This is a genomic window from Cellulomonas sp. S1-8 (assembly GCF_026184235.1).
Lineage (GTDB): Bacteria > Actinomycetota > Actinomycetes > Actinomycetales > Cellulomonadaceae > Cellulomonas.
In genome coordinates this window covers 2137654-2161403 of the sequence record NZ_CP110806.1, presented here as the reverse complement: position 1 = coordinate 2161403, position 23750 = coordinate 2137654, and the positions used below count along the sequence as shown (strand labels likewise).

The window sequence follows — 23750 nt, the reverse complement described above, 5'->3', positions numbered from 1 at the left end:
GTGCCGTCAGAAGGACGCGCCGTCAGGCCAGCGTCAGCAGCGCGTCGATCGCTCGGCCGGGCAGCAGGGCGCGGCCGCCGAGCGACTCGAGCTCGACGAGGAAGCTCAGCGCGACGACCTCCGCGCCGCACGCCTCGAGCAGCGCGACCGTGGCGGCCGCGGTCCCACCCGTGGCCAGGACGTCGTCGACGACGAGCACCCGTGCCCCGTCGGGGATCGTGAACGGCTGGATCTCCACGGCCGCCGACCCGTACTCCAGGGCGTAGGACTGCGACGCAACGGGCCCGGGCAGCTTGCCTGCCTTGCGGACCGGCACGACGCCGGCACCGAGGACTGCCGCGACGGGCGCGGCGAGCAGGAAGCCCCGGGCCTCCATGCCGGCGACGAGGTCGACCGGCCCCGGCGTGCCCGCGACCAGCGCTGCGACCACGTCGGCGAAGGCGTCGGCGTCGGCCAGCAGCGGCATGATGTCGCGGAACTGGATCCCGGGCTGCGGGAAGTCCGGCACCGTGCGCAGCAGGCCGTCGATGCGGCGTGCCAGATCGGCCCGCCGACCGCCCGACGGGCCGGGCAGCGTGCCCGGCCCGTCCGTGACGGCGCTCATCGACCCTTGCGCCGGGGCTGTGCCGCCGTGCCCAGGTGGCCCCCCGGGCGCAGGACGGCGGTGGCGCGGGGAGCCGCGCCGGCCACGGCCGGGGTGCCGTCTGTGCTCGCCCCCGCGCGCGCGGCGAGGACCTTGGCCGTGTGCTCGCGGATGCGCGGCTCGCGCAGGCGCAGCGTCACCTCGAGCGGCGTGGCGATGAAGACCGACGAGAACGTGCCGACGGTCATGCCGACGAACAGCGCGAGGGCGATGTCGCGCAGCGTGCCGGCGCCGAGGATGAACGCCCCGACCACCAGGATCGACACGACGGGCAGCAGCGCCACGACCGACGTGTTGATCGAGCGCACCAGCGTCTGGTTGACGGCGAGGTTGGCCCGCTCCTCGTACGTGAACCGCGTCTGCTCGAGCGTGTCCACGGTGTTCTCGCGCACCTTGTCGAAGACGACGACGGTGTCGTAGATCGAGTACCCGAGGATCGTGAGGAACCCGATCACCGTCGCGGGCGTGACCTCCCAGCCGACGGCGGCGTAGACGCCGACGGTGAGGATCAGGTCGTGGAACAGGGCGACGAGTGCCGCCGCGGCCATCCGCCAGTTGCGGAAGTACACGGTCATGACGAGCGAGACGAACACGAGGAAGACGACGAGGCCGGTCAGCGCCTTCTGGGAGACGTCCTGCCCCCAGGTCGGACCGATGAACGTGCTGGTCACCTGGTCGGCGTCCACGTCGAACGCGGCCGCGAGGCTGTCGGTGACCTCCGTGACCTCCTCGGGGGTGAGCTGGGCCGTCTGGATGCGCAGCGAGCTGCCGCCGACGGTCGTGACGCGCGGGCTCTCCTCGGGAGCGATCGCCAGCACCGTGTCGGTCGCGAGCTGCTGGTCGGTCGTCTCGACGCCCGACACGACGAACTCGGACCCGCCGCGGAACTCGATGCCCGGGTTGAGGCCCGGCGTGAGGAGCAGGATCCCGCAGACGACGATGAGGACGGCGGAGATGCCGTACCAGATCCTGCGCTTGCCGACGATGTCGTACGAGCGCCTGCCGGTGTAGAGGTCGTTGCCCCACTGCGCGAAGCCGGATGACGTGGCCATCAGCGGTCGCTCCCCTCGGGACGCCCGGTGGTGGGCTCGTCGGTGTCGGTCGTGGGTGGGTCCTGCGGTGGTGCTGACGACGCCTCGGCCGCGCGTGCCGCGGCACGCCGCTGAGCGATCGTCATGCCGGGCGAGCCGACGGTGACGGGCTCCCGCGAGACCGGGGCGTCGGTGGTGACCGCGCCGGCACGCTGCGCCCCGGTGACGACGCGGCCGCGGCCTGCGTAGCGGGTGGCGTCGACGCCGAGCCGCCGCGGGTCCAGGCCCGAGGCGGGGTGGCCGGCTCCGAAGAACCGGGTGCGACCGAGCAGGACCATCAACGGGTGCGTGAAGAGGAACACGACGACGAGGTCGACGAGGGTCGTCAGGCCGAGCGTGAACGCGAACCCGCGCACCCCGCCGACGGCCAGGAGGTACAGGACGATCGCGGCCGTGAAGTTCACCGCGTCAGACGCGATGATCGTGCGTCGCGCGCGCTCCCAGCCCTTCTCGATCGCGGCGGGCAGCGTCCGACCGTCGCGCAGCTCGTCACGGATGCGCTCGAAGTACACGATGAACGAGTCCGCGGTGATGCCGATGGCGACGATGAGGCCGGCGACGCCGGGCAGCGACAGCCGGTAGCCCTGCACCCAGGACAGCAGGGTGATCACGCCGTACGTGATGAGGGCCGCGACGACCAGCGAGGCGACGGTGACCAGGCCGAGCGCGCGGTACTGGAACAGCGAGTACACGACGACGAGCAGCAGCCCGAAGACGCCCGCGAGCAGACCCTTCTCGAGCTGCTCGGACCCGAGCGTCGCCGAGATCTGCTGCACGCTCTGCTCCTCGAAGCTGATGGGCAGCGAGCCGAAGTTCAGCTGGTTGGCGAGCGTGGCGGCGGTCTCCCGCGTGAACGAGCCGGAGATCTCGGCCTGCCCGTTGGGGATGACCGTGCTGACCGACGGCGCCGAGATGACCAGCGCGTCCAGCACGACCGCGAACTGGTTGAGCGGCGGGCTCTGGCCGGACAGGCGCGTCGTCACCTCGGTGAACTTCGGCGTGCCCGCGCCCGTGAACTCCAGGTTGACGACCCACTGGCCCGTCGACGCCCCCGTGGAGGTGGTGCCGAGCCCGGAGGTCGCGCTGGCGATGTCGGACCCGGGGATCTCGACGGGGCCCAGGATGAACTTCGAGAAGCCCTCGAGGTCGCACGCGACGACCGCGGCCTCCGGGTCCCCCGGGACACCGCCCGTCCGGTTCTCCGGGAGCGTGCAGTCCAGCGCGTCGAACTCCGCCTGGATGGCGGGGGTCACGTAGTACGTGATGTCGCTGGGGCTGTCCGGCGCGGGCTTGCCAGGCTCGTCCGACGGCGCCTCGGCGTCGTCGGCTGCCGCAGCGTCGTCGGCTGCCGCAGCGTCGTCGGCTGCCGCAGCGTCCTCCGCGGCCGGGTCCGCAGCAGCGTTCTCCGCAGCCGGGTCCGCAGCAGCGTCCGTCGCAGCCGGGTCCGCAGCAGCCGGGTCCGCAGCAGCGTCGTCCGCGGCCGGGTCCTCCGCCGTCGTCTCGGGCGTCGCCGCCGCGGCGCCCATCACCAGGACGGGACGGAACTCCATCTGCGCCGACGTCCGGACCAGGTCCAGCGTCTCCTCGCTCGGCCGGCCCGGCAGCGCGACGACGATGTTGTTGCCGCCCTGGCTCGTGATCTCGGCCTCGGCGACGCCCGAGGCGTCGACGCGCTGCCGGATGACCGCGATGGCCTGGTTGATCGTCTCGGCCGTGACGTCACCCTCGGCCTCGGCGACGGGCTGCAGGATGATCTGCGTCCCGCCCTCGAGGTCGAGCGCGAGGTTCGGCGTCAGCGACGCGTCGCCCCAGCGGGTGCCGGCGAGGATCGAGGCGAACAGCGCGACGATCAGCACCCCGAGCGTCACGAGCGTGCGGACCGGCCGTTCACGGCGGCGGGAAGGAGGAGCCAACGGAGTTCTTCTCTCGTGCGCGCACCGGTGCGCAGTGGCGACCGGTGGGGTCGGGGCCCGGGCGTCGTCGCCCGGGCCGGTGAGTCACTTGGTGTCGCGGTCCCCGTCACGCGGCGCCGGGGGCTCCGGCGGCAGCGAGGACAGGTCGTCCGGCACGTCCACGACGGTCGCGTCCTCGACGACGGGAGCGTTCTCGGCGACGTCCGGCTCGTCCTCGGTGACGACCGCGTCGGCCTTGCGCGCGATCGCCGCGCGCAGCCAGCGGGTCGAGCTGCCGGGCGTCGACTCGAGGGTCACGACGTCACCGTCGATCGAGGTCACCGTCCCGAAGAGGCCCGACCCCGTCATGACCTCGTCACCGACAGCGAGGTGCGTGCGGAAGTCGGCGGCCTCGCGCTGCTGCTTGCGCGAGCGGCTCGACATGAACCACAGCGCCGCAAAGGCGAGCAGCAGGATGATCAGGAACGAGTAGTCCATGAGGTGGTGATTCTCCGCATCGTGTCGGACGTCCGCCGCAGTCTAGGCGCCGCGGCCCGTCGCTCCAACGTGCGTCCGCCTCCCGGGGTTCCCTGCGACCGTCCCGGACATGCCGCGACCGTGCCGGGCGTCAGCCGAAGAGCGTGTCGGCGGGGCTCGGCGCGGTCAGCCCGAGGTGCTCCCACGCCGGCGCGAGGGCGACGCGCCCGCGCGGCGTGCGGCCGACGAGTCCTTCGCGCACCAGGAACGGCTCCGCGACCGTCTCCACGGTCTCGGGCTCCTCCCCCACGGCCACCGCGAGCGTCGTGAGCCCGACGGGGCCGCCGCCGAAGCGCCGGCACAGCGCGTCGAGGACGGCACGGTCCAGGCGGTCCAGGCCCAGCTCGTCGACCTCGTAGACCTCGAGCGCGGCCCGGGCCGCGTCGAGCGACAGCCGCCCGTCGCCGCGGACCTGCGCCCAGTCCCGCACGCGGCGGAGCAGCCGGTTGGCGATCCGGGGCGTGCCGCGCGACCGCGACGCGATCTCGGCGGCGGCCGTCGCGTCGAGCGGCACGCCGAGCAGCCCGGCGGAGCGGACGAGCACCCGCTCGAGCTCGTCGTCGGAGTAGAAGTCGAGGTGTCCGGTGAAACCGAACCGGTCGCGCAGCGGCGCGGGCAGCAGACCGGCCCGCGTCGTCGCCCCGACGACCGTGAACGGCGGCAGCGACAGCGGGATCGCGCTCGCCCCGGCGCCCTTGCCGACGACGACGTCGACCCGGAAGTCCTCCATCGCGACGTACAGGAGCTCCTCGGCCGGGCGCGCCAGCCGGTGGATCTCGTCGAGGAACAGCACCTCGCCCTCCTCGAGCGAGGACAGGACGGCGGCGAGGTCACCCGCGTGCTGGATCGCCGGCCCGCTCGTGATCCGCAGCGGCGCGCCCAGCTCCGCCGCGATGATCATCGCGAGCGTCGTCTTGCCCAGGCCCGGCCCCCCCGACAGCAGCACGTGGTCCGGGGCGCGGCCACGGGCCAGCGCCGCCTGCAGGACGAGAGAGAGCTGGTCGCGCACGACGCGCTGCCCGACGAACTCGTCGAGCCGTCGCGGCCGCAGCGCCGCCTCCGCAGCGCGCTCGGGCTCGTCAGCGGCAGGGCGCACGAGGGCGTCGACGTCGACGTGCTCCCCGTCCGCCGGACCGCCGGCCACCTCGCCGGACCGCGCGGCCGGGACGTCCGCGTCACGCACGGGCGCTGCCCAGCGACCGCAGCGCCGCGCGCAGCACGCCCGGGACCTCGTCGGAGCCGATGGCGCCCGGGGTGCCGTCGAGCACCGAGGCGACGGCGTCCTGCGCGGCGCGCAGCGGCCAGCCCAGGCCGACGAGTGCCTCGACGACCTGCTCCCGGTGGTCGGGGGCGAACGTCGTGGGCGCAGCGCCCGACGACGGCGCGGGCGCCCCGAGGCGCTCCCCCAGCTCCAGCACGATGCGCTGCGCGCCCTTGCGCCCGATGCCGGGCACCCGCATGAGGGCGGTGAGGTCCTCGTCGGCGACCGCGCGACGCAGCCCGTCGGGGGTGTGCACGGCGAGCATGGCGAGCGCGAGGCGCGGCCCCACGCCCGAGACGGTCTGCACCGCCTCGAACACGTCGCGCTCGTCCGGCTCGGCGAAGCCGAAGAGCGTCAACGCGTCCTCGCGCACGACGAGCGACGTGAACAGCCTCCCGGGCTGCCCGACGCGCAGGGCGGCGAGCGTCCCCGGCGTGGCCTGCACGAGCAGACCCACGCCCCCGACCTCGATCACCGCCGCATCCAGGCGAACCGACAGCACCGTGCCGTGCACCGACGCGATCACCGCGCCCCTCCCCTCGTCGACCGCCACACTGTGCCACAGGGGCGAACACGTGTACGAACGACACGCGTGCGCGTCACGCGCGTCGGCGCGCCGCCTGCTCCGCCGCCGCCCACTGCCGCTGCGCGACGGTCATCGCCCCCGGCTCGCGCTGCGGCGCCCCCAGCGCACCCGCGGGGCGCCACAGGTGGCAGATCGCCAGGGCGAGCGCGTCCGCGGCGTCCGCCGGCCGCGGCAGCTCGGCGAGCCCGAGGAGCCGCGCGACCATCGTCTGGACCTGCGCCTTGTCGGCACGGCCGGACCCCGTGACCGCGGCCTTGACCTCGCTCGGGGTGTGGAGCGCGACGGGGATGCGGCGCCGCGCCGCCGCGACCATCGCGAGGCCGGCCACCTGGGCGGTGCCCATGACCGTGCTGACGTTGTGCTGCGCGAACACGCGCTCGACGGCGACCGTGTCGGGGGCGTGCTCCTCGATGCACTCCTCGAGGGCGCGCTCGATGAGCAGCAGGCGCTGGTCGACGTCGAGGCCCGCGTCCGAGCAGGCGACCGACACGTGGACCAGGCGCACACGGCGGCCGGGCAGGGAGTCGACGACCCCCAGGCCGCACCGGGTCAGGCCGGGGTCCACTCCGAGCACGCGCACGCAGTCATCGTCGCAGGCGACCGGCGTGCGACGGGACGGACGAGACGCACCGACCGTCCGGACGCCCGCGGCGTCAGTCGGCGTCGAGCTCGGCCATGACCTCGTCGGACGCGTCGAAGTTCGCGTACACGTTCTGCACGTCGTCGGAGTCCTCGAGCGCGTCGATGAGGCGCAGGATCTTGCGCGCACCGTCGGCGTCGACCTCGATCTGCGTGGCCGGCCACCAGACGGTGTCGGCCGAGTCGTAGTCGATGCCCGCGTCCTGCAGCGCCGTGCGTACCGGGACCAGGTCGGTGGCCTCGCTCAGCACCTCGAAGGACTCGCCGAGGTCGGTGACCTCCTCGCCGCCCGCCTCGAGCACGGCCTCCATGACGGCGTCCTCGTCGGTGCCCTCCTTGGGCACGACGACGACACCCTTGCGGCTGAAGATGTACGCGACCGACCCGGGGTCGGCCATCTGGCCGCCGTTGCGCGTGAACGCGACGCGCACGTCGGACGCGGCACGGTTGCGGTTGTCCGTCAGGCACTCGACGAGCACCGCGACGCCGCCGGGGCCGTAGCCCTCGTACGTGATCGCCTGGTAGTCCGCACCGCCGGCCTCCTGGCCGGACCCGCGCTTGACCGCCCGGTCGATGTTGTCGTTCGGGACCGACGCCTTCTTCGCCTTCTGGATGGCGTCGAACAGCGTCGGGTTGCCGGCGACGTCACCGCCGCCCGTCCGGGCGGCGACCTCGACGTTCTTGACGAGCTTGGCGAAGAGCTTGCCGCGCTTCGCGTCGATGACGGCCTTCTTGTGCTTCGTGGTGGCCCACTTGGAGTGACCCGACATGACTCGCTACCCCTTCGTCTCCGCTGGTCCGCCCGCGTCGCGACCCCGCGGAGCCGTCCGACGGCGGACGGGCCCGGGGTCCCGCGACGTCACAGGCTGTCGCGGACGATCTGCACGAACAGTCGGTGCACCCGCGGGTCCCCGGTCACCTCCGGGTGGAACGAGGTGACGAGCATCGGGCCCTGGCGCACCGCGACGATCCTACCGGCGGCCGGCCCCTGCGCGACGCGGCCCACGACCGTGGCCGCGGGGCCGACCTCCTCGACCCAGGGTGCCCGGATGAACACGGCGTGCACCGGGTCGGCCGCGCTGTCGTCGACGCCGTCGATCACGAGGTCGGTCTCGAACGAGTCGACCTGACGGCCGAACGCGTTGCGACGCACCGTGATGTCCACGCCGCCGAGCGTGCGCTGCCCGTCGATGCCGCCGAGGATCCGGTCGGCGAGCAGGATCATGCCCGCGCACGAGCCGTACGCCGGCATGCCGGCACGCAGGCGCTCCCGCACGGGCTCGTCGAGCTCGAACGCGCGCAGCAGCTTGTCGATCGTCGTCGACTCCCCGCCGGGGACCACGAGCGCGTCGACCGAGTCGAGCTCGGAGCGCCGCCGGACCCCGACCGCGCCGACGCCGAGCGAGCGCAGGACGGACACGTGCTCCTGCACGTCCCCCTGCAGGGCCAGGACACCGACCGTCGGACTCACGGTCGTCGATCCTAGGCTCCGGACGAGGCCAGGGCGGCCGCCGACCGGTCGCCGACGACCGTGACGTCGATCTCGTCGGCGAGGCGGCCCAGCCCCTCCAGCAGCGGGTCCCGGGGCGCGGCGAGCGAGACGCGGACCATGCCGGCCGCCTCCTCGCCGAAGGTGGTCCCGGGGGCGACCGCGACGTGACGGCGGGCGAGGAGGCGGTGCGCGAGCTCCTCCGTGGCCTGCGTCCCCACGTCGATCATCAGGTAGAACGCCCCCTGCGGCTCGACGTGGCGCACGCCGCGGGCGGTCAGCAGCGCGCACGCCGCGTCGCGCCGCTCCCGGTAGGACGCGACGGCCGCGGCGACCCCGTCCTGCGGGCCCGTGAGGGCCGCGAGCGCCGCGACCTGCCCCGGCGTCGACGGGCAGGCGATGGTCGCCTCGGCGAGGTGCCCGAACGCCTCGACGACGTCGGGGTCCGGCACGACCGCGTACCCGGTGCGCCACCCGGTGAGCGCGTAGGTCTTGGAGGTGCTGAAGAAGGCGATCACGCGGCCGTCGGTGTCGTGCGCGAGCGGGCTGACGTGCGGGGCGTCGAACGTGACGGCCTCGTAGCACTCGTCGGACAGCAGCCACAGGTCGTGCCGCCGGGCGACCTCCACGAGGCCGGCGACGACGTCGTCGGGGTAGACCGCCCCGGTCGGGTTGTTCGGCGAGCACACGACCATCGCGCGGGTGCGCGGGGTGACGCGGGCCTCGACCTCGGCCGGGTCGGGGACGAAGCCGTGTGCGGCACGTGTCGGGTACGCCCGGGGCACGGCCGACGCGGCGATCGCGGCCATCTGCCAGTTCGGGAAGGTGGGGTCGGGCAGCAGGACCTCGTCGCCGGGGGCGAGCAGGGTGGCCATGGCCATCGCCAGGCCGTGCATCGCGCCGTGCGTGACGACCACCTCGTCGGGCGTGGTCGGGCGCCGGTGCGTGCGGTGGACGCGGTCGGCCGCGGCGGCGCGCAGCGTGCTCAGGCCGAGGCTCGAGGTGTAGCCGGTACGACCGTCGCGTGCCGCGGCCGCGACGGCGTCGACGACGTGGGGCGCGGGCGCGCTGTCCGGCTCACCGATCTCCAGGTGGATGGCGCGCGGGTCGCGCAGCGCGAGGTCCATGAGGGTGCGGATGCCCGAGCGGGGGATGCGGGCGACGGGCGACGACGGGGCGGGACGCGGCATGTCCTCGACCGTAGCCCGCACACGTGACCGCGGTGTTACCGATGAGTACGTCGGCTCACTCGCGGGCCAGGCCCAGGTGCCGGGTGGTCCCGTCCCACTCCAGCACGTCGCGGACCAGCGCGGGCAGGTCTGCCGGGAACACCTCGATGGTCACGGCGGCGAGCTCGGCGAGGTCCCACCACGCCAGCTCGTCGATGACGTCGCGCTCGACGTCGGTCCAGCCGTCCTGGCTGAGCACCAGGTCGGCGCCGCGCACGCGCGCGACGAAGAGCTCCTCGTGCTGGCGGCACGTGCGCGCGGCGAAGTCGAACAGCGCCGAGCGCGTGTACACCGGTCCGACGAGGGCCTCGGGCGCGATCCGGATGCCCGTCTCCTCGCGCACCTCGCGCACGGCCGCCGCGCGGGCGTCCTCCCCGGCGTCGATGCCCCCGCCGACCGTGAACCACCACGTCCGTTCCGGCACGTCGACGTCGTGCCCGCGCACCAGCAGCACCCGGTCGTGCTCGTCGAGCAGGATCACGCGCGCGGCGCTGCGCTCCAGGACGCCGTCGGGACCGGGCACCCACCCCGCCCCGAGGACGGCCGAGGGGCCGCGGTCGTCGGCGCTCGCACGCACGACGTCCGCGGCCCCGGGCCCCTGCGGGTCGAGCGTGCTCACCAGCCCCGCTCGGCGAGGCGGTGCGGCACGGGCACGTCGTCGACGTTGATGCCGACCATGGCCTCGCCCAGGCCGCGCGAGACCTTGGCGATGACGTCGGGGTCGTCGAAGAACGTCGTGGCCTTGACGATGGCCGCGGCACGCTCGGCCGGGTTGCCGGCCTTGAAGATGCCCGAGCCGACGAAGACGCCCTCGGCGCCGAGCTGCATCATCATGGCTGCGTCCGCCGGGGTGGCGATGCCGCCGGCGGTGAAGAGCACGACGGGCAGGCGGCCGGCGGTCGCGACCTCCTTGACGAGGTCGTACGGCGCCTGCAGCTCCTTGGCCGCGAGGTACAGCTCGTCCTCGGGCAGGGAGGTGAGTCGGCGGATCTGGTCGCGCAGCGTGCGCATGTGCGTCGTGGCGTTGGAGACGTCGCCCGTGCCCGCCTCGCCCTTGGAGCGGATCATCGCCGCGCCCTCGGTGATGCGCCGCAGCGCCTCGCCCAGGTTCGTGGCGCCGCAGACGAACGGCACGGTGAAGGCCCACTTGTCGATGTGGTGGGCGAAGTCGGCGGGCGTCAGCACCTCGGACTCGTCGACGTAGTCGACGCCGAGGGACTGCAGCACCTGCGCCTCGACGAAGTGCCCGATCCGCGCCTTGGCCATCACGGGGATGGAGACGGTGGCGATGATGCCGTCGATCAGGTCGGGGTCGCTCATGCGCGCGACGCCACCCTGGGCGCGGATGTCGGCGGGCACCCGCTCGAGCGCCATGACGGCGACCGCACCCGCGTCCTCGGCGATCTTCGCCTGCTCGGGCGTGACGACGTCCATGATGACGCCGCCCTTGAGCATCTCGGCCATGCCGCGCTTGACCCGCGCGGTCCCGACCTCACCGGCGGCGGCGGGGTGGCTGTTCTCGGTCACGTCAGACCTCTTCGATCCGTGGTTCGGGACGCCCGGCGCCCGCAGCGTCCACCCCGGGGGCGGACCGATGGCGCCGGCCGCCATGGTCGGTGCCCACCCATCCTAAGGTCGCCGCCGGCCGCCGACCGCGCCGACCGGCAGGCGGACACCCGTCAGTCGGTTCCCCCGGGGGCGGTCGGCCGGACCGGGCGCACCGCGGTGCCCTCCCCCGGCCGCGCCAGCCCGTGCGGCCAGGCGTCGTCGAGCTCGAGCGTCCGCGGCTCGGGCGCGTGCCCCGCGAGCCGCAGCAGCCGCACGAGCCCCCCGCGTCGCACGCGCAGCGTCTGCGCGACGGCCTCGTTGTGGAAGCGTCGGGCGAGCTGCACGCGGTACCAGGCCGCGGCGAGCGCGTCGAGCAGCGGCCCGCCGACCTCGTCCGCCGCGAGCGCCGTGACCTCCTCGGCGTCGTCGAGGATCTCCCGGAGCGCCGCCGTCAGCTCGCTCTCGACCTGCCCGCGGTCGCCGTGCCAGGGGGTGGCGGAGGACGCGCCCAGCAGCTCGCGCAGGTCCGCGGGCAGCAGTCCCGTGGGCAGGTCGCCGGGTCCGCTGGCCGTGAGCGACGCCCACGCGGCCTCGCCGACGACGACCGCGCTGGCCGGGTCGAGCAGGCCGCTGGTCGCGAGCTCGGCCGCGACGGTGCCGCGGCGGACCAGCTGGGCGTCGACGACCGCGCGCGACGCCCCGACCTTGCGGTGCAACCGGTCCAGGCGGCTGGCGCGGACCCACACGAGCCACGCGAGCACGACGACGACCGCGACGACCACGAGGACGGCGGTGGCGTCCTGGCCGGCCGTCACGCGCGACCCCGCCGCAGCTCGAGCAGCCGCGCGCCGCGCAGCGACGACGGGTCCTCGCCGACCGGTGCGTCCCGGCCCGCGACCGCCATCTCGTAGACCGCCAGCACCTGGTCGGTCACGGCCGACCAGTCGTAGCGGCCCACGACGTGCGAGGCGCGCGCGCTCACCCGGGAGCGCAGCGCCGGGTCTCCCAGCACCCGCACCAGCGTCGCGGCCAGGTCGGCGGAGTCACCGGTGCGGAACAGCACGCCGGCCTCGCCGCCGTCGAGCACGCGGGTGAACGCCCCCAGGTCGCTCGCGACGACGGTCGTGCCGGCGCTCATGGCCTCGACGAGCACGATGCCGAAGCTCTCGCCGCCGGTCTGCGGGGCGCAGTACACGTCGACGGACGCGAGCAGGCGACCCTTGTCCTGCTCGCTGACGCTGCCGAGGAACTCGACCGCGCCGGCGCGGTCCCCGAGCAGGTCACGGGCCTGCTCCTCCCCGGTCTCCCCGCTCCCGGCGACGAGGAACCGCGCACCGGGGTAGACGTCGAGCACGCTGCCCACCGCCCGCAGCAGCACCGCCAGGCCCTTGCGCGGCTCGTCGAGCCGGCCGAGGAACGCGACCGTCGGCGCCTGCGGTGTGCCCGTCCAGCGCGGGTCGGTGCCGGCGCCGGCGAACGTGTCCACCCACACGCCGTTCGGGATGACGACCGCGTCCCCGCCCATGTGCTCGACGAGCGTGCGGCGCGCGTCCTCCGACACCGCGACGCGCAGCGAGATCTTCTCGAGCGACTGCCGCACCAGGGGGTAGGCCACCTGCAGGGAGCGTGACCGGACGAGCGAGGTGTGGAACGTCGCGACGATGGGACCGTCGGCGATCCACAGGGCGAGCATCCCGAGGCTGGGGGTGACCGGCTCGTGCAGGTGCAGCACGTCGAACCGCCCCGCAGCCAGCCAGCGGCGCACACGCCCCGCGGTGACGGGGCCGAACGTCATCCGCGCGACCGCCCCGTTGTAGCGCACGGGCACCGCACGCCCCGCCGCGACGAGGTAGGGCGGCACGGGTGTGTCGTCGGCCGCCGGGGCGAGGACCGACACCTCGTGCCCGCGCTCGAGGAGCGACTCCGCGAGGTCGCGCACGTGGAACTGCACGCCGCCGGGCACGTCGAAGGAGTAGGGGCACACGAGCCCGACCCGCAGCGGGCGGAGGCCGGTCACGGCGCGAGCCCCGCGTCGACGGCGTCCGGGCTGCCCGCGTCCACCGGGGAGACGGGAGTCGACCCGGCGCGGCGCGCGGCGTCGAGTGCCGGGTCCAGGTCGTCCACGAACACGCGCTGCAGCATGTGCCAGTCCTGCGGATGGGCATGGATCTGCTCGGCGAGGACGTCGACCCACCCCTGCGTCAGTGTGACCACCCGGTCGGCGCGCGGCACCTCGTCCGCGACCTCGACCTGCGGGAAGAACCGGATGACGACGCCCCAGGGCCCGCCGGCTGCGCGCCGACGCCCACGGCGCAGCCGCTCGTACGTCACCGACGCCGGGACGAGCGGAGCGCCCGTGGCCACCGCGAGCGCCGCGGGACCTGCAGCGACGCGCGCCCGGTGCCCGAACAGGTCGACCTCGAGCCCCTTGGCCGTCAGGTCGCGATCGGCGAGCAACGGCAGCAGGCCGGGTCCCGTGCGTGCGACGCGGACGAGCTGACGGAACACGTCGCCACCGCCCGTGAGCGGGATGATGCGCAGGCCCAGGCTCTCCCGGAACGCGAGGAACTCCGCGAAGAGCTCCTCGGGCTGGAGCCGCTCGACGACCGTCGTGACGGGCGCGATGTGCACGGTGGACCAGGCGCCCGCCAGGTCCCAGTTGCCCATGTGGCCGAGCACCAGGAGGACCTGCCGCCCTTCGTCGAGGTGCGGGCGCACGTTCTCCATGCCCTCGACGCGGACGCGCGCCGCGAGCTGCTCGGGGCGCAGCCCCCGCAGGGTGAACGCCTCGCCGTAGTACCGCATGTACGAGCGCATGCCGGCCCGCGACAGCCGACGCAGGGCTCGGGCATCGAGCTCGGGGCGGACCCGGCCGAGGTTCAGCTCGAGCCGACGCACCCCGGCCCCGTGGCGCCACCAGGCGACGTCGGCGCCGACGACCGTCAGCGCGCGCACCACGACGCCGGGTGTGCGACGCCCGAGGCGCCACGCCAGCTGGTAGGCGCGGGCGACGTCGACGCTCACGCGGTCGCCTCCCGCACCTGGCGCCGGACCACGGCGACACGCTGCGCGACGGTCACGGCGGACGCGACGGTCAGCAGCGCGAGCGCGACCGTCAGGACGGCGACGGGCAGCCCCGCGCCGACGAGGGCGGCGGCGAGCAGGACGACGAACAGCCGGTCGGCCCGCTCGGCGATGCCGACGGCCGCCGTCATGCCCAGTCCCTCCGCACGGGCGCGGGCGTACGGCACGATCGAGCCGAGCACCAGGCACGCCAGGGCGAGCACCGCGGTCGTCCGCGAGTCGCCGGCGCCGGTGTACCAGAGCACGAGGCCGGCGAAGACCGCGCCGTCCCCGAACCGGTCGAGCGTCGAGTCGAGGAACGCGCCCCAGGGCCCGCTGCGGCCCGCGCGGCGGGCCATGACGCCGTCGATCGAGTCCGTGAGCGTGAACACGCCGATGACCAGCGCCCCCGCCAGCAGGTGGCCGGTCGGGAACGCCCACAGGGCGGTCCCGACCACGACGAGCGTCCCGGTGATCGTCACGGCGTCCGGGGACACCCCGGCGCGCAGCAGCGCGTCGGCGAGCGGCGTCCACAGCCGCGCCATCGCTCCGCGCAGTCGACTCAGCACGCGTCCGTCATCCCTTCGAGGTGGTGGGCCAGGCGGCCGCGAGCGCGGCCCGCGTGTCGCCGAGCAGGGCCGGCAGCGCGCGGGTGCGCGCGACGATCGGCAGGAAGTTGGCGTCCCCGCCCCACCGCGGCACGACGTGCTGGTGCAGGTGCGCCTGGATGCCGGCCCCCGCGACCTGCCCCTGGTTCATGCCGAGGTTGAAGCCGTCGGGCGCCATGACGTCGCGGACGACGCGCATCGCCGTGCGGGTCAGCTCCGCGACCTCCTGCACCTCGGCCTGCGTGAGGTCCGTGTAGTCGGCGACGTGGCGGTAGGGGCAGACCAGCAGGTGCCCCGAGTTGTAGGGGTAGAGGTTCATCACGACGTACGCGACCTGCCCGCGGTGCACGACCAGGCCCTGCTCGTCGGGCAGCGTCGGGATGCGGCAGAACGGGCAGCCGTCGCCGGGCGCGTCGTCGGCGGGCTTGTCCTGCCCGCCGATGTACACCATGCGGTGCGGCGTCCAGAGCCGGTCGAGGCCGTCCGGGTCGCCCGCGAAGGCTCCGGCGGCCTCGACCGCGACGTCGTCGGGTGAGGGCACGGCTCAGACCTGGACGCGGTCGCGCACCGCGGCCACGATCCGGTCGATCGCCTCGTCGACGGGTACACCGTTGTCCTGGCGGCCGTCGCGGTAGCGGAACGACACGGCGCCGGCCTCGGCGTCCTCGCCACCGGCGATGAGCACGAACGGGATCTTCTGCGTCGAGGCGTTGCGGATCTTCTTGCCGAAGCGGTCGTCGGACCGGTCGACCTCGGCGCGGATGCCCTGCGCCCGCAGACGCGTGACCACCTCGTCGAGGTACGGCTCGAACGGCTCGGCGACGGGGACGGCGAGCACCTGCACCGGTGCGAGCCACGCGGGGAACGCGCCGGCGTAGTGCTCGGTGAGCACGGCGAAGAAGCGCTCGATCGACCCGAACAGGGCGCGGTGGATCATCACCGGGCGCTGCCGGGTGCCGTCGGGGGCGGTGTACTCGAGCTCGAAGCGCTCGGGCAGGTTGAAGTCGAGCTGGATGGTCGACATCTGCCAGGTCCGGCCGATCGCGTCCTTGGCCTGCACCGAGATCTTCGGGCCGTAGAACGCGGCGCCGCCCGGGTCCGGCACGAGGTCGAGCCCGGAGGCCTCGGCGACCTCCCGCAGGGTCTGGGTGGCCTCGTCCCAGACCTCCTGCGACCCCACGGACTTGTCCGGGTTGCGGGTCGAGAGCTCGAGGTAGAAGTCGTCGAGCCCGTAGTCCTTGAGCAGGTCGAGGACGAAGGTGAGCAGGCTCCCCAGCTCGTCCTTCATCTGCTCGCGGGTGCAGTAGATGTGCGCGTCGTCCTGGGTGAAGCCGCGCGCGCGGGTCATGCCGTGCACGACGCCCGACTTCTCGTACCGGTACACGGTGCCGAACTCGAAGAGCCGCAGCGGCAGCTCACGGTAGGACCGGCCCCGCGCCGCGAAGATCAGGTTGTGCATGGGGCAGTTCATCGGCTTGAGGTAGTAGTTCTGCCCGGCCTTGCGGACGTGGCCCTCGGCGTCGCGCTCCTCGTCCAGGGACATGGGCGGGTACATGCCCTCGGCGTACCAGTCGAGGTGCCCGGAGATCTGGTAGAGCAGCTCCTTGGTGATGTGCGGGGTGTTGACGAACGAGTACCCCGCCTCGACGTGCCGGCGCCGCGAGTAGTGCTCCATCTCCATGCGGATGACGCCGCCCTTGGGGTGGAACACCGCGAGCCCCGAGCCGATCTCCTCGGGGAAGGAGAAGAGGTCGAGCTCGGTGCCGAGCCGGCGGTGGTCGCGGCGCTCCGCCTCGGCGACGCGCTCGAGGTACGCCTTGAGCTCGTCCTTGCTGGGCCACGCGGTGCCGTACACGCGCTGCAGCTGCGGGTTCTTCTCCGAGCCGCGCCAGTAGGCGGCGGCCGACCGGGTCAGCTGGACGCCGTTGCCGATGAGGCGGGTGCTGGGCAGGTGCGGGCCGCGGCACAGGTCCTGCCACACGACGGCCTCGGACTCCCGACCGGCGCCGCGGACGTTCTGGTAGATCGACAGCCCGCCGAGGCCGACCTCGACCGACGCCCCGTCGGTGTCGCCCGCGTCGCCCTTGAGCCCGATGAGCTCGAGCTTGTACGGCTCGGCGGCGAGCTCCTCGCGCGCCTGCGCCTCGGTCACCTCCCACCGCCGGAAGGTCTGGCCCTCCTTGATGATGCGCCCCATGACCTTCTCGATCGCCTTGAGGTCCTCGGGGGTGAACGGGGTCGCGACGTCGAAGTCGTAGTAGAAGCCGTCGGTGATCGGCGGGCCGATGCCCAGGCGCGCCGACGGGTCGATCTCCTGCACGGCCTGCGCGAGCACGTGCGCGGCCGAGTGCCGCAGCACCGCCAGGCCGTCCGGGGAGTCGATGGTCACGGCCTCGACGACGGCGCCCGCGGGCAGCGGCAGAGCCAGGTCGGTCAGCTCGCCGTCGACGCGCACGACGACGACGTCGCGGCGGTCGGCGAACAGCTCGGTGCCCGTCGTGCCCTGCGCGACCGGGGTCTCGACGCCGTCGACGGTCAGGGTGGTCTGCTCGAGCACGTTCGTGGGCTCCTCGGGTCTGCCCGCGCCGTGTGTCTCGGCCGGTCGGCGACTCGCCGACCCGGGCGGGGTCGATGCTACCGACCGGGACGCCCTCGACCGGCACGCACAGGGGTACCGGGGGTGGACACCTCAGGCCCGGGGGTGCGGATCGGGCAGGTCGTGCGGCACGTGCGCGTCGAGCTCGGCCAGCCACGCCGCGGCCGACGCGTCGGACGGCATCCGCCAGTCGCCGCGCGGCGACATCGTGCCGCCGGAGCTGACCTTGGGGCCGTTGGGCAGCGCGGACCGCTTGAACTGGCTGGCGAAGAAGCGCCGGTAGAAGACGTCGAGCCAGCGGCGGACGGCGGGCAGGTCGTACGCCGGGCGGCGGTCCGTCGGCCAGGCCGGCGGCCACGCGCCCGCGTCCGCGTCGTGCCACGCGTGCCAGGCCAGGAACGCGACCTTGCTGGGGCGCGTGCCGTGCCGCAGCACCTGGTAGAGCGCGAAGTCGTGCAGCGCGTACGGGCCGATCGTGGCCTCGGTCGACTGGACGGGCTCACCCTCGCGCGTCGGCACGAGCTCCGGGGTGATCTCCTGGTCGACGACACGCAGCAGCACCTCGTTCGTCGCGTCGTCGAAGTGCCCCTCGGAGACGACCCACCGGATGAGGTGCTGGATCAGGGTCTTGGGCACGCCCGCGTTGACGGCGTAGTGGGACATCTGGTCGCCGACGCCGTACGTGCACCACCCGAGCGCGAGCTCGGAGAGGTCGCCGGTGCCCAGGACGATCCCGCCGCGCTGGTTCGCCGCGCGGAACAGGTAGTCGGTGCGCAGCCCGGCCTGCACGTTCTCGAACGTGACGTCGTAGACCTCCTGCCCGGTGCCGGCCGGGTGGCCGAGGTCGGCGAGCATCTGACGGGCCGCGGGGCGGATGTCGAGGGTCTCGGCCGTGGTGCCGAGGGCCGCCATGAGCGCCAGCGCGCTGGCCTTCGTGCCCTCACCTGTCGCGAAGCCCGGCATCGTGAAGGCGAGGATGTCGCTGCGCGGCCGGCCGAGGCGGTCCATCGCGTTCGCCGCGACGATCAGCGCGTGGGTCGAGTCCAGTCCGCCGGAGACCCCGATGACGACCTTGGCGTCCCCGACGGCCCGCAGCCGCTGCTCGAGGCCGCTGACCTGGATGTTGTACGCCTCGTAGCAGTCGAGCGCGAGGCGCTGCGGGTCGTCGGGGACGAACGGGAACCGGTCGACGGGCCGCCGCAGCCCGATGTCGCCCGTCGGCGGGTCGAGCATGAACGGCACGGTCCGGTGCGACGCGCCGGCGGCGGCCATGCCCAGGCCACGGCGGTTGTCGTCGAACGTCCCGGTGCGCAGCCGCTCCTGGCGCACCCGGTCGAGGTCGACGTCGGCGACCGTCAGGACGGCGCTGTCGACGAAGCGCTCCCCCTCGGCCAGCAGCTCGCCGAGCTCGTAGAGCAGGGTCTGCCCGTCCCACGACAGGTCGGTGGTCGACTCCCCGTACCCGGCGGCCGCGTAGACGTAGGCCGCCTGGCAGCGCGCGGAGGCCGAGCGGACCAGCAGCCGACGCTCCTCGGCGCGGCCCACGGTCACCGGGCTGGACGACAGGTTCACGAGCACCGTCGCACCGGCGAGGGCCGCGGTCGCGCTCGGCGGCACCGGCACCCACATGTCCTCGCAGACCTCGACGTGAAGGACCAGCCCGCGGACGTCGGTCGCCGCGAAGAGCAGGTCCGGGCCGATCGGCACCTCCTGGCCGGCGACGGTCGTCGTGCCGCGCACGTCGTCCCCGGGGGCGAACCAGCGCCGCTCGTAGAACTCCCGGTAGGTCGGCAGGTAGGACTTGGGCGCGACGCCCAGCACACGGCCCCCGTGCACGACGACAGCCGCGTTGAGGACGCGGTTGCCGTGGGCGAGAGGGGCTCCCACGACGATGACGGGCCGAAGGTCCCTGGACCCCTCCACGACCTGGGCGAGCGCGGTCTGCACCGCGTCGAGCAGGGCGTCCTGCAGGAGCAGGTCGTCGATCGCGTAGCCGGACAGGCACAGCTCGGGCAGGACCGCGACGGCCACCCCCGCGTCGTGGCACGCGCGGGCCGCGTCGAGGACCGCGGCGGCGTTGCGTGCAGGGTCGGCGACGGTGACGGGCACCGTGCACGCGGCGACGCGCGCGAACCCGTGGGAGTAGGAGGAGAGGAAGTCCACGTCGCGAGTCTGGCACGCCACGGGCGTCCTGACCTGGCACGACGAACGCTCCGGCAACGACGAACGCCCCCGACGACAGGGCCGGGGGCGTTCGGTGCGGGTGGGCGATACTGGGTTCGAACCAGTGACCTCCTCGGTGTGAACGAGGCGCTCTACCACTGAGCCAATCGCCCGCGCGGCCACCCGTGAGTGGCACGGGAGACGATGCTAGCGGACGCGCGGCCGAAGTCCGAAACGGGCGGTTGCTCCTGACCGGGACCCGCCCGAGACGGTCGACCTGGGGGACACGAAAGAGGACGCGCCACCGTGCCCGACACCCGAGAGAGCGATCTGCAACGATTTCCATGGCTACTGAAAGGGTCCGGGCGGGTGAACTGTGGTCATGCAACGGTCCAATGGGACATCGGTCCTGCCATGATGTGAGTCCACGGCCCACTGGGGGCCCCACCATGCGACTGGAGGACCCGATGACGGAATCGTCGTACGACGTCATCGAGGTGGTCGCCATGCAGCTCATCGGGTCCGACGCGACCGTCATCCCGGTGTCGGCGGAGCTCTGCTTCCGCACCACGGACCCGTACACGGTTCGCGCTGTCTTCACCGGTGCCCACACGATGTCGACCTGGCTGCTCGGCCGTGAGCTGCTCGCGCAGGGCGTCCACGCGGTCGCGGACGCGCCCGCCGGCACCGGCGACGTCCAGGTGTGGCGTGACGACGACCCCGACTACACGCTCGTGTCGCTCTCGGGCGTCGAGGGCAGCGCCCTGCTGGCCGCCCCGACCGAGCCCCTGCTGCGCTTCCTCGCCGCGACGGAGTCCCTCGTCCCCGTGGGGGCCGAGTCGGACAAGATGGAGAACGAGATCACGGCGCTCATCGCGGCGCTGCTCACCGCCTGACGCGGCACGTCGCCGCCCACGACCCCGGCCGGTCCCGCCTCGAGCGGGACCGGCCGTCGTGCGTCCGGGGCCGGGCCGGTGCTCGCGAGGCCTGCCGCTGGCGGGGCCTGCCGCTGGCGGGGGCCGGCCGCTCGCGGGGCCACGTCGTCGTCCGGTCAGGGGTCGACGTCGTCGTCCAGCCGCGCCAGGAACAGACGGTGCGCCGCGACGCTCAGCGGCCCCGGCGCGAGGTCCGTGCCGTCGAGGCTCACGACGGGCGTGACGTTGCGGATCGAGCCCGTCAGCGCGAGGTGCGCGGTGCCACCGACGACGTCGTCCAGGACCTCCCACGGCAGCTCGTCGGGACGCGCCTCGCGGACGGGCAGACCGGCCTGGCTCCCCCACAGCAGCAGCAGCTCGCGGGTGATGCCCGCGAGCGCACCGGTCTCGAGCGCCGGGGTGAGCAGCTCGCCGCCGGTCTCGACGAACACGTTGGAGCCCGTGCCCTCGCACAGCCGGCCGCGGGTGTCGGCCAGCAGGGCCTCGTCGGCGCCGTGGGCGCGCGCCCGCGCCAGGGCGACGACGTTCTCCCCGTAGGACGTGGTCTTCAGGCCGGCCAGCGGCGAGCGTTCGTTGCGGACCCACGGCACCCGCACGACGCGGGCCACGTCCGTGGCGGTCGCGGGGCCTGCGACGACGACGACGGTCGGGCGCTGCTCGTCCGGTGCGTACCGGTGCGAGCCCATCGGTGCGGGCCCGCCGGTCACGGTGATGCGCAGCCGGCCGGCGTGCTCGCCGGCCGCGTCGAGGACGGCACGGACGCCCTCGCGGACCTCGTCCATCGGCAGGGGAGGCAGCCCGAGCCCGCGGGCGGACGTCTGGAGGCGGGCGAGGTGGCGCGTGAGCGCGAACGCGGCACCGTGGCGCACGGCGCACGTCTCGAAGACGCCGTCGCCCACGGTCAGGCCGTGGTCGACGGCGGTGAGCACGGGCTCGTCGGGTGCACGCAGCCGTCCACCGGCCCAGATCGCGAGGTCCACGCCGTCATCCTGCCATCCGGGCCGGGGGCGGCCGTGCCGCTCAGCGCGACGCGAGGGCGACGAGCCGGGCGGCCTTGAGCTCGGTCTCGGCCCACTCCTGCGCGGCGTCGCTCGACCAGGTGATGCCGGCGCCGGTGCCGAACCGCAGGACGTCGTCGGCCCACCAGAACGTGCGGATGCCGACGGCGAGCTCGGCGGTCAGCCGCCCGTCGACGTCGACGTGCGCCCAGCCGACGAGCCCGCAGTACGGGCCGCGCGGGACGGGCTCGAGCTCCGCGATGACCCGCAGGGCCGAGCTCTTGGGGGCGCCGGACACCGAGCCGGGCGGGTAGGTGGCGTCCAGGACGCGCGTCAGGGCGTCCGGTGCGTCGCGCACGTCGGGCGTGAGGTCGCCCGCGACGGTCGAGACGAGGTGGACGAGGCCCGGGTGGTGCTGCGTGGCGAGCAGGTCGGTGACCCGGACCGTGCCGGGCACGCAGACGCGCTGCAGGTCGTTGCGCACGAGGTCCGTGATCATGACGTTCTCGGCACGGTCCTTGCCGGTCAGGCCCCGCACCGTGGGGGCGGTGCCCTTGATGGGGCCGGACTCGACGACACCGTCGCGCACCCGCAGGTACAGCTCCGGGGACGCGGTGACGACCCACGCCCCGGGCACGGGGCCGTCGGCCGGCACGTGGACGCCGCCCGCGTAGGGCGCGGGGTTGCCGGCGACGAGCCGGGCCGCGAGCGCGCGGGCGTCCGGCTCCCGGCCGTCGGTGCGGGGCAGCCGGGCTGCGAGCACACGGCAGACGTTCGCCTGGTACACGACGCCCTCGCGCACGTGCCCCCGCACCCGCTGGACGGCCGCGAGGTAGGCGTCCCGGTCGAGGGACGAGGTCCAGGCGTCGCGGGCGGGCCCGCGCCAGGGGCCGGCGGTGCCGGACGTGTCCTGGCCGACCCGGGCGAACCGCCAGGCGTCGACGCGGCCCTCGAACTCCCCCACGAGCGCCCACCACCCTGGCGTGGCGAGGGCGTCGGGGCGTGCGCGCAGGTCGGCGTGCTCGACGACGCCGGTGGCGTGGCGTCCGGCGAACCACGCGACCCCGGGCGCGCCGTACGCGCGGGACGAGGGGCGGGACGGCACGCGCCCAACCTACCGACCGCGCTCCCCCGCCCTCGCGCACCAGCCGCCCTGCGTGGTCACCCGTGCGACACGCGCGCCGGGGCCGGTTGGACTCTCGTCGATGTTGTCGTCTAGAGTCTTCGACGCACCAGGAACGCCGGTCACGGCGGCCCTGACGCGCGGACGTGGCTCAGTGGTAGAGCATCACCTTGCCAAGGTGAGGGTCGCGGGTTCGAATCCCGTCGTCCGCTCGGATCCTCTCCCCCTCGGCTCCCAGCCGTGGTGGACTGCGGTCTCAACGGTGGAGTGGCCGAGAGGCGAGGCAGCGGCCTGCAAAGCCGTATACACGGGTTCGAATCCCGTCTCCACCTCGTATGAACTCCCCTATGGGCGATTGGCGCAGCGGTAGCGCGCTTCCCTGACACGGAAGAGGTCACTGGTTCGATCCCAGTATCGCCCACCAGCAAGGCCCCAGGTCATCGACCTGGGGCCTTCGTCGTGCCCGCGCCGTTCCTACCGCGGGGCTGACGCCCGACGCCCGAGGGCTCCCCGCGTGCTCTCGGCCCAGCGGTCCCACGGCGGTGCCACCCGCCACTGCAGGCGCAGCGTGCGGAACGCGCGCCGCAGCCGACGCTCCCACTGCCGTCCCGGTCGCACGGAGCGGGCCGAGACGACCACGCGCCAGTCGCGGTCGACGACGATGCGGGCCGACGGGCCCAGCGCGAGTGCGAGGTCGAGGTCGTCGTGCACGTCGTCCGCGCGCTGGACGAGGTGCCGGACGCGACGCCAGGACTCGGACCGCAGCGCGGCCGACGAGCCCCACAGCACCGGGTGGCCGGCCGCGAGGTGGCCGAGACCGTAGTACGCACCGAGGTACACGTGGGCGAGCCAGGCGCCCCGGGCGCCCGGCAGGTCGAACCGGCCCGAGCCGCTCACGGCGTCGATCCCGGGGTCGGCCAGGACACGGACGGCGTGCGCGACCCAGTCGGGGCCGGGCCGGGTGTCCGCGTCGAGCCGGAGCAGCAGCTCGCCGCGTGCCGCGTCGTACCCGGCCGCGGCCGCGAACGGGATGCCGACGCGCGGCTCGTGCACGACGCGCGCACCGTGCCGCAGGGCCACCGAGGCGCTCGCGTCCGTCGAGCCGTTGTCGACCACGACGATCTCGTCGGGCAGGTGCGTCTGCTGCGCGAGCAGCGTCAGGCAGGCCTCGAGGTGCTCCGCGTCGTCGCGGACGGGGATGACGACGGACACGAGCAGCACGTCCGGGCCGGCGGGCGCCGCAGCCGGCTGGTCGGCCGCCGACCGCGCCTGGGACGGTGGTCGGTCCGGGGCGCCGGCGGGGACGGGGCCCGGGCCGCTGGTCGTGGTCACGATCCTCCTGCGTGCGG

At 74.2% G+C, this 23750-nt stretch carries 23 protein-coding genes and 4 tRNA genes; 4 read left to right on the top strand and 23 right to left on the bottom strand.

What is annotated here, in order from left to right:
- Positions 1-22 precede the first annotated feature (22 nt).
- The 20 genes from OKX07_RS09670 to OKX07_RS09575 form a co-directional block, all read right to left on the bottom strand.
- Positions 23-604, bottom strand: coding sequence for an adenine phosphoribosyltransferase (locus tag OKX07_RS09670; protein WP_265631689.1), 582 nt, complete (start codon positions 602-604; stop codon positions 23-25).
- A complete protein-coding gene (gene secF / locus OKX07_RS09665) occupies positions 601-1695 on the bottom strand; it encodes a protein translocase subunit SecF (protein ID WP_265631688.1) in 1095 nt (364 codons plus the stop codon). The genes OKX07_RS09670 and secF overlap by 4 nt, the downstream gene beginning before the upstream one ends.
- Positions 1695-3647, bottom strand: a complete 1953-nt coding sequence (gene secD / locus OKX07_RS09660; protein WP_265631687.1) for a protein translocase subunit SecD — start codon at positions 3645-3647, stop codon at positions 1695-1697. Before secD ends, secF begins: the two co-directional genes overlap by 1 nt.
- 84 nt (positions 3648-3731) lie before the next feature.
- On the bottom strand, positions 3732-4124 hold the full coding sequence (gene yajC / locus OKX07_RS09655) for a preprotein translocase subunit YajC (RefSeq protein WP_265631686.1): 393 nt from the start codon (positions 4122-4124) through the stop codon (positions 3732-3734).
- A gap of 130 nt (positions 4125-4254) precedes the next feature.
- Complete coding sequence (gene ruvB / locus OKX07_RS09650) at positions 4255-5307, bottom strand: Holliday junction branch migration DNA helicase RuvB (RefSeq protein WP_416220870.1); 1053 nt, start codon at positions 5305-5307, stop codon at positions 4255-4257.
- Positions 5308-5338: 31 nt separating this feature from the next.
- Positions 5339-5950, bottom strand: coding sequence for a Holliday junction branch migration protein RuvA (gene ruvA / locus OKX07_RS09645; RefSeq protein ID WP_265631684.1), 612 nt, complete (start codon positions 5948-5950; stop codon positions 5339-5341).
- A gap of 73 nt (positions 5951-6023) precedes the next feature.
- Entirely contained in the window at positions 6024-6590 is a 567-nt protein-coding gene (ruvC, locus tag OKX07_RS09640; protein ID WP_265631683.1) for a crossover junction endodeoxyribonuclease RuvC, read from the bottom strand.
- A 73-nt stretch (positions 6591-6663) separates the two neighbouring features.
- A complete protein-coding gene (locus OKX07_RS09635) occupies positions 6664-7419 on the bottom strand; it encodes a YebC/PmpR family DNA-binding transcriptional regulator (protein WP_265631681.1) in 756 nt (251 codons plus the stop codon).
- A gap of 89 nt (positions 7420-7508) precedes the next feature.
- Positions 7509-8120 carry a pyridoxal 5'-phosphate synthase glutaminase subunit PdxT gene (gene pdxT, locus OKX07_RS09630; RefSeq protein WP_265631679.1) on the bottom strand — a complete coding sequence of 204 codons (612 nt, stop codon included), beginning with the start codon at positions 8118-8120 and terminating at the stop codon, positions 7509-7511.
- An 11-nt stretch (positions 8121-8131) separates the two neighbouring features.
- Positions 8132-9328 (bottom strand): pyridoxal phosphate-dependent aminotransferase, encoded by a 1197-nt coding sequence (locus tag OKX07_RS09625; RefSeq protein WP_265631677.1) that lies wholly within the window; start codon positions 9326-9328, stop codon positions 8132-8134.
- 55 nt (positions 9329-9383) lie between these two features.
- The gene (locus tag OKX07_RS09620) at positions 9384-9986 is read right to left on the bottom strand and encodes an NUDIX hydrolase (protein ID WP_416220856.1); all 603 of its coding nucleotides are present in this window, start codon (positions 9984-9986) and stop codon (positions 9384-9386) included.
- Entirely contained in the window at positions 9983-10894 is a 912-nt protein-coding gene (gene pdxS, locus OKX07_RS09615) for a pyridoxal 5'-phosphate synthase lyase subunit PdxS (RefSeq protein ID WP_265631675.1), read from the bottom strand. The genes OKX07_RS09620 and pdxS overlap by 4 nt, the downstream gene beginning before the upstream one ends.
- A 152-nt stretch (positions 10895-11046) precedes the next feature.
- Entirely contained in the window at positions 11047-11730 is a 684-nt protein-coding gene (locus OKX07_RS09610; protein ID WP_265631674.1) for a hypothetical protein, read from the bottom strand.
- Positions 11727-12932, bottom strand: coding sequence for a glycosyltransferase family 4 protein (locus OKX07_RS09605; RefSeq protein ID WP_416220855.1), 1206 nt, complete (start codon positions 12930-12932; stop codon positions 11727-11729). Before OKX07_RS09605 ends, OKX07_RS09610 begins: the two co-directional genes overlap by 4 nt.
- Positions 12929-13939: a phosphatidylinositol mannoside acyltransferase gene (locus OKX07_RS09600; RefSeq protein WP_265631672.1), complete on the bottom strand. Its 1011-nt coding sequence runs from the start codon at positions 13937-13939 to the stop codon at positions 12929-12931. The genes OKX07_RS09605 and OKX07_RS09600 overlap by 4 nt, the downstream gene beginning before the upstream one ends.
- On the bottom strand, positions 13936-14547 hold the full coding sequence (gene pgsA, locus OKX07_RS09595; RefSeq protein ID WP_265631670.1) for a phosphatidylinositol phosphate synthase: 612 nt from the start codon (positions 14545-14547) through the stop codon (positions 13936-13938). The genes OKX07_RS09600 and pgsA overlap by 4 nt, the downstream gene beginning before the upstream one ends.
- Positions 14548-14554: 7 nt before the next feature.
- Positions 14555-15127, bottom strand: coding sequence for an HIT family protein (locus tag OKX07_RS09590; RefSeq protein WP_265631667.1), 573 nt, complete (start codon positions 15125-15127; stop codon positions 14555-14557).
- A 3-nt stretch (positions 15128-15130) separates the two neighbouring features.
- Positions 15131-17143: a threonine--tRNA ligase gene (thrS, locus tag OKX07_RS09585; protein WP_265631665.1), complete on the bottom strand. Its 2013-nt coding sequence runs from the start codon at positions 17141-17143 to the stop codon at positions 15131-15133.
- A 132-nt stretch (positions 17144-17275) separates the two neighbouring features.
- Entirely contained in the window at positions 17276-19345 is a 2070-nt protein-coding gene (locus OKX07_RS09580) for an NAD(+) synthase (protein WP_265631663.1), read from the bottom strand.
- A 101-nt stretch (positions 19346-19446) separates the two neighbouring features.
- A tRNA-Val gene (locus OKX07_RS09575) sits at positions 19447-19518 on the bottom strand.
- A gap of 294 nt (positions 19519-19812) precedes the next feature.
- On the opposite strand from OKX07_RS09575, the gene OKX07_RS09570 reads away from it, so the two are divergent.
- Positions 19813-20241, top strand: a complete 429-nt coding sequence (locus OKX07_RS09570; RefSeq protein ID WP_265631661.1) for an SsgA family sporulation/cell division regulator — start codon at positions 19813-19815, stop codon at positions 20239-20241.
- A 155-nt stretch (positions 20242-20396) separates the two neighbouring features.
- Here the strand turns inward: OKX07_RS09570 and OKX07_RS09565 are convergent, their stop codons facing one another.
- The gene (locus tag OKX07_RS09565) at positions 20397-21260 is read right to left on the bottom strand and encodes an aminotransferase class IV (protein ID WP_265631659.1); all 864 of its coding nucleotides are present in this window, start codon (positions 21258-21260) and stop codon (positions 20397-20399) included.
- 40 nt (positions 21261-21300) lie between these two features.
- Positions 21301-22383, bottom strand: a complete 1083-nt coding sequence (locus OKX07_RS09560) for a chorismate-binding protein (RefSeq protein ID WP_265631657.1) — start codon at positions 22381-22383, stop codon at positions 21301-21303.
- A gap of 158 nt (positions 22384-22541) precedes the next feature.
- On the opposite strand from OKX07_RS09560, the gene OKX07_RS09555 reads away from it, so the two are divergent.
- From OKX07_RS09555 to OKX07_RS09545, 3 genes are all read left to right on the top strand, one after another.
- A tRNA-Gly gene (locus tag OKX07_RS09555) sits at positions 22542-22613 on the top strand.
- A gap of 49 nt (positions 22614-22662) precedes the next feature.
- Positions 22663-22733: transfer RNA gene (locus OKX07_RS09550), tRNA-Cys, on the top strand.
- Positions 22734-22750: 17 nt separating this feature from the next.
- Positions 22751-22825 (top strand) — tRNA-Val (locus OKX07_RS09545).
- Positions 22826-22875: 50 nt separating this feature from the next.
- On the opposite strand, the gene OKX07_RS09540 is transcribed toward OKX07_RS09545, so the two are convergent.
- Positions 22876-23733, bottom strand: a complete 858-nt coding sequence (locus tag OKX07_RS09540) for a glycosyltransferase family 2 protein (RefSeq protein WP_265631656.1) — start codon at positions 23731-23733, stop codon at positions 22876-22878.
- Positions 23734-23750 lie beyond the last annotated feature (17 nt).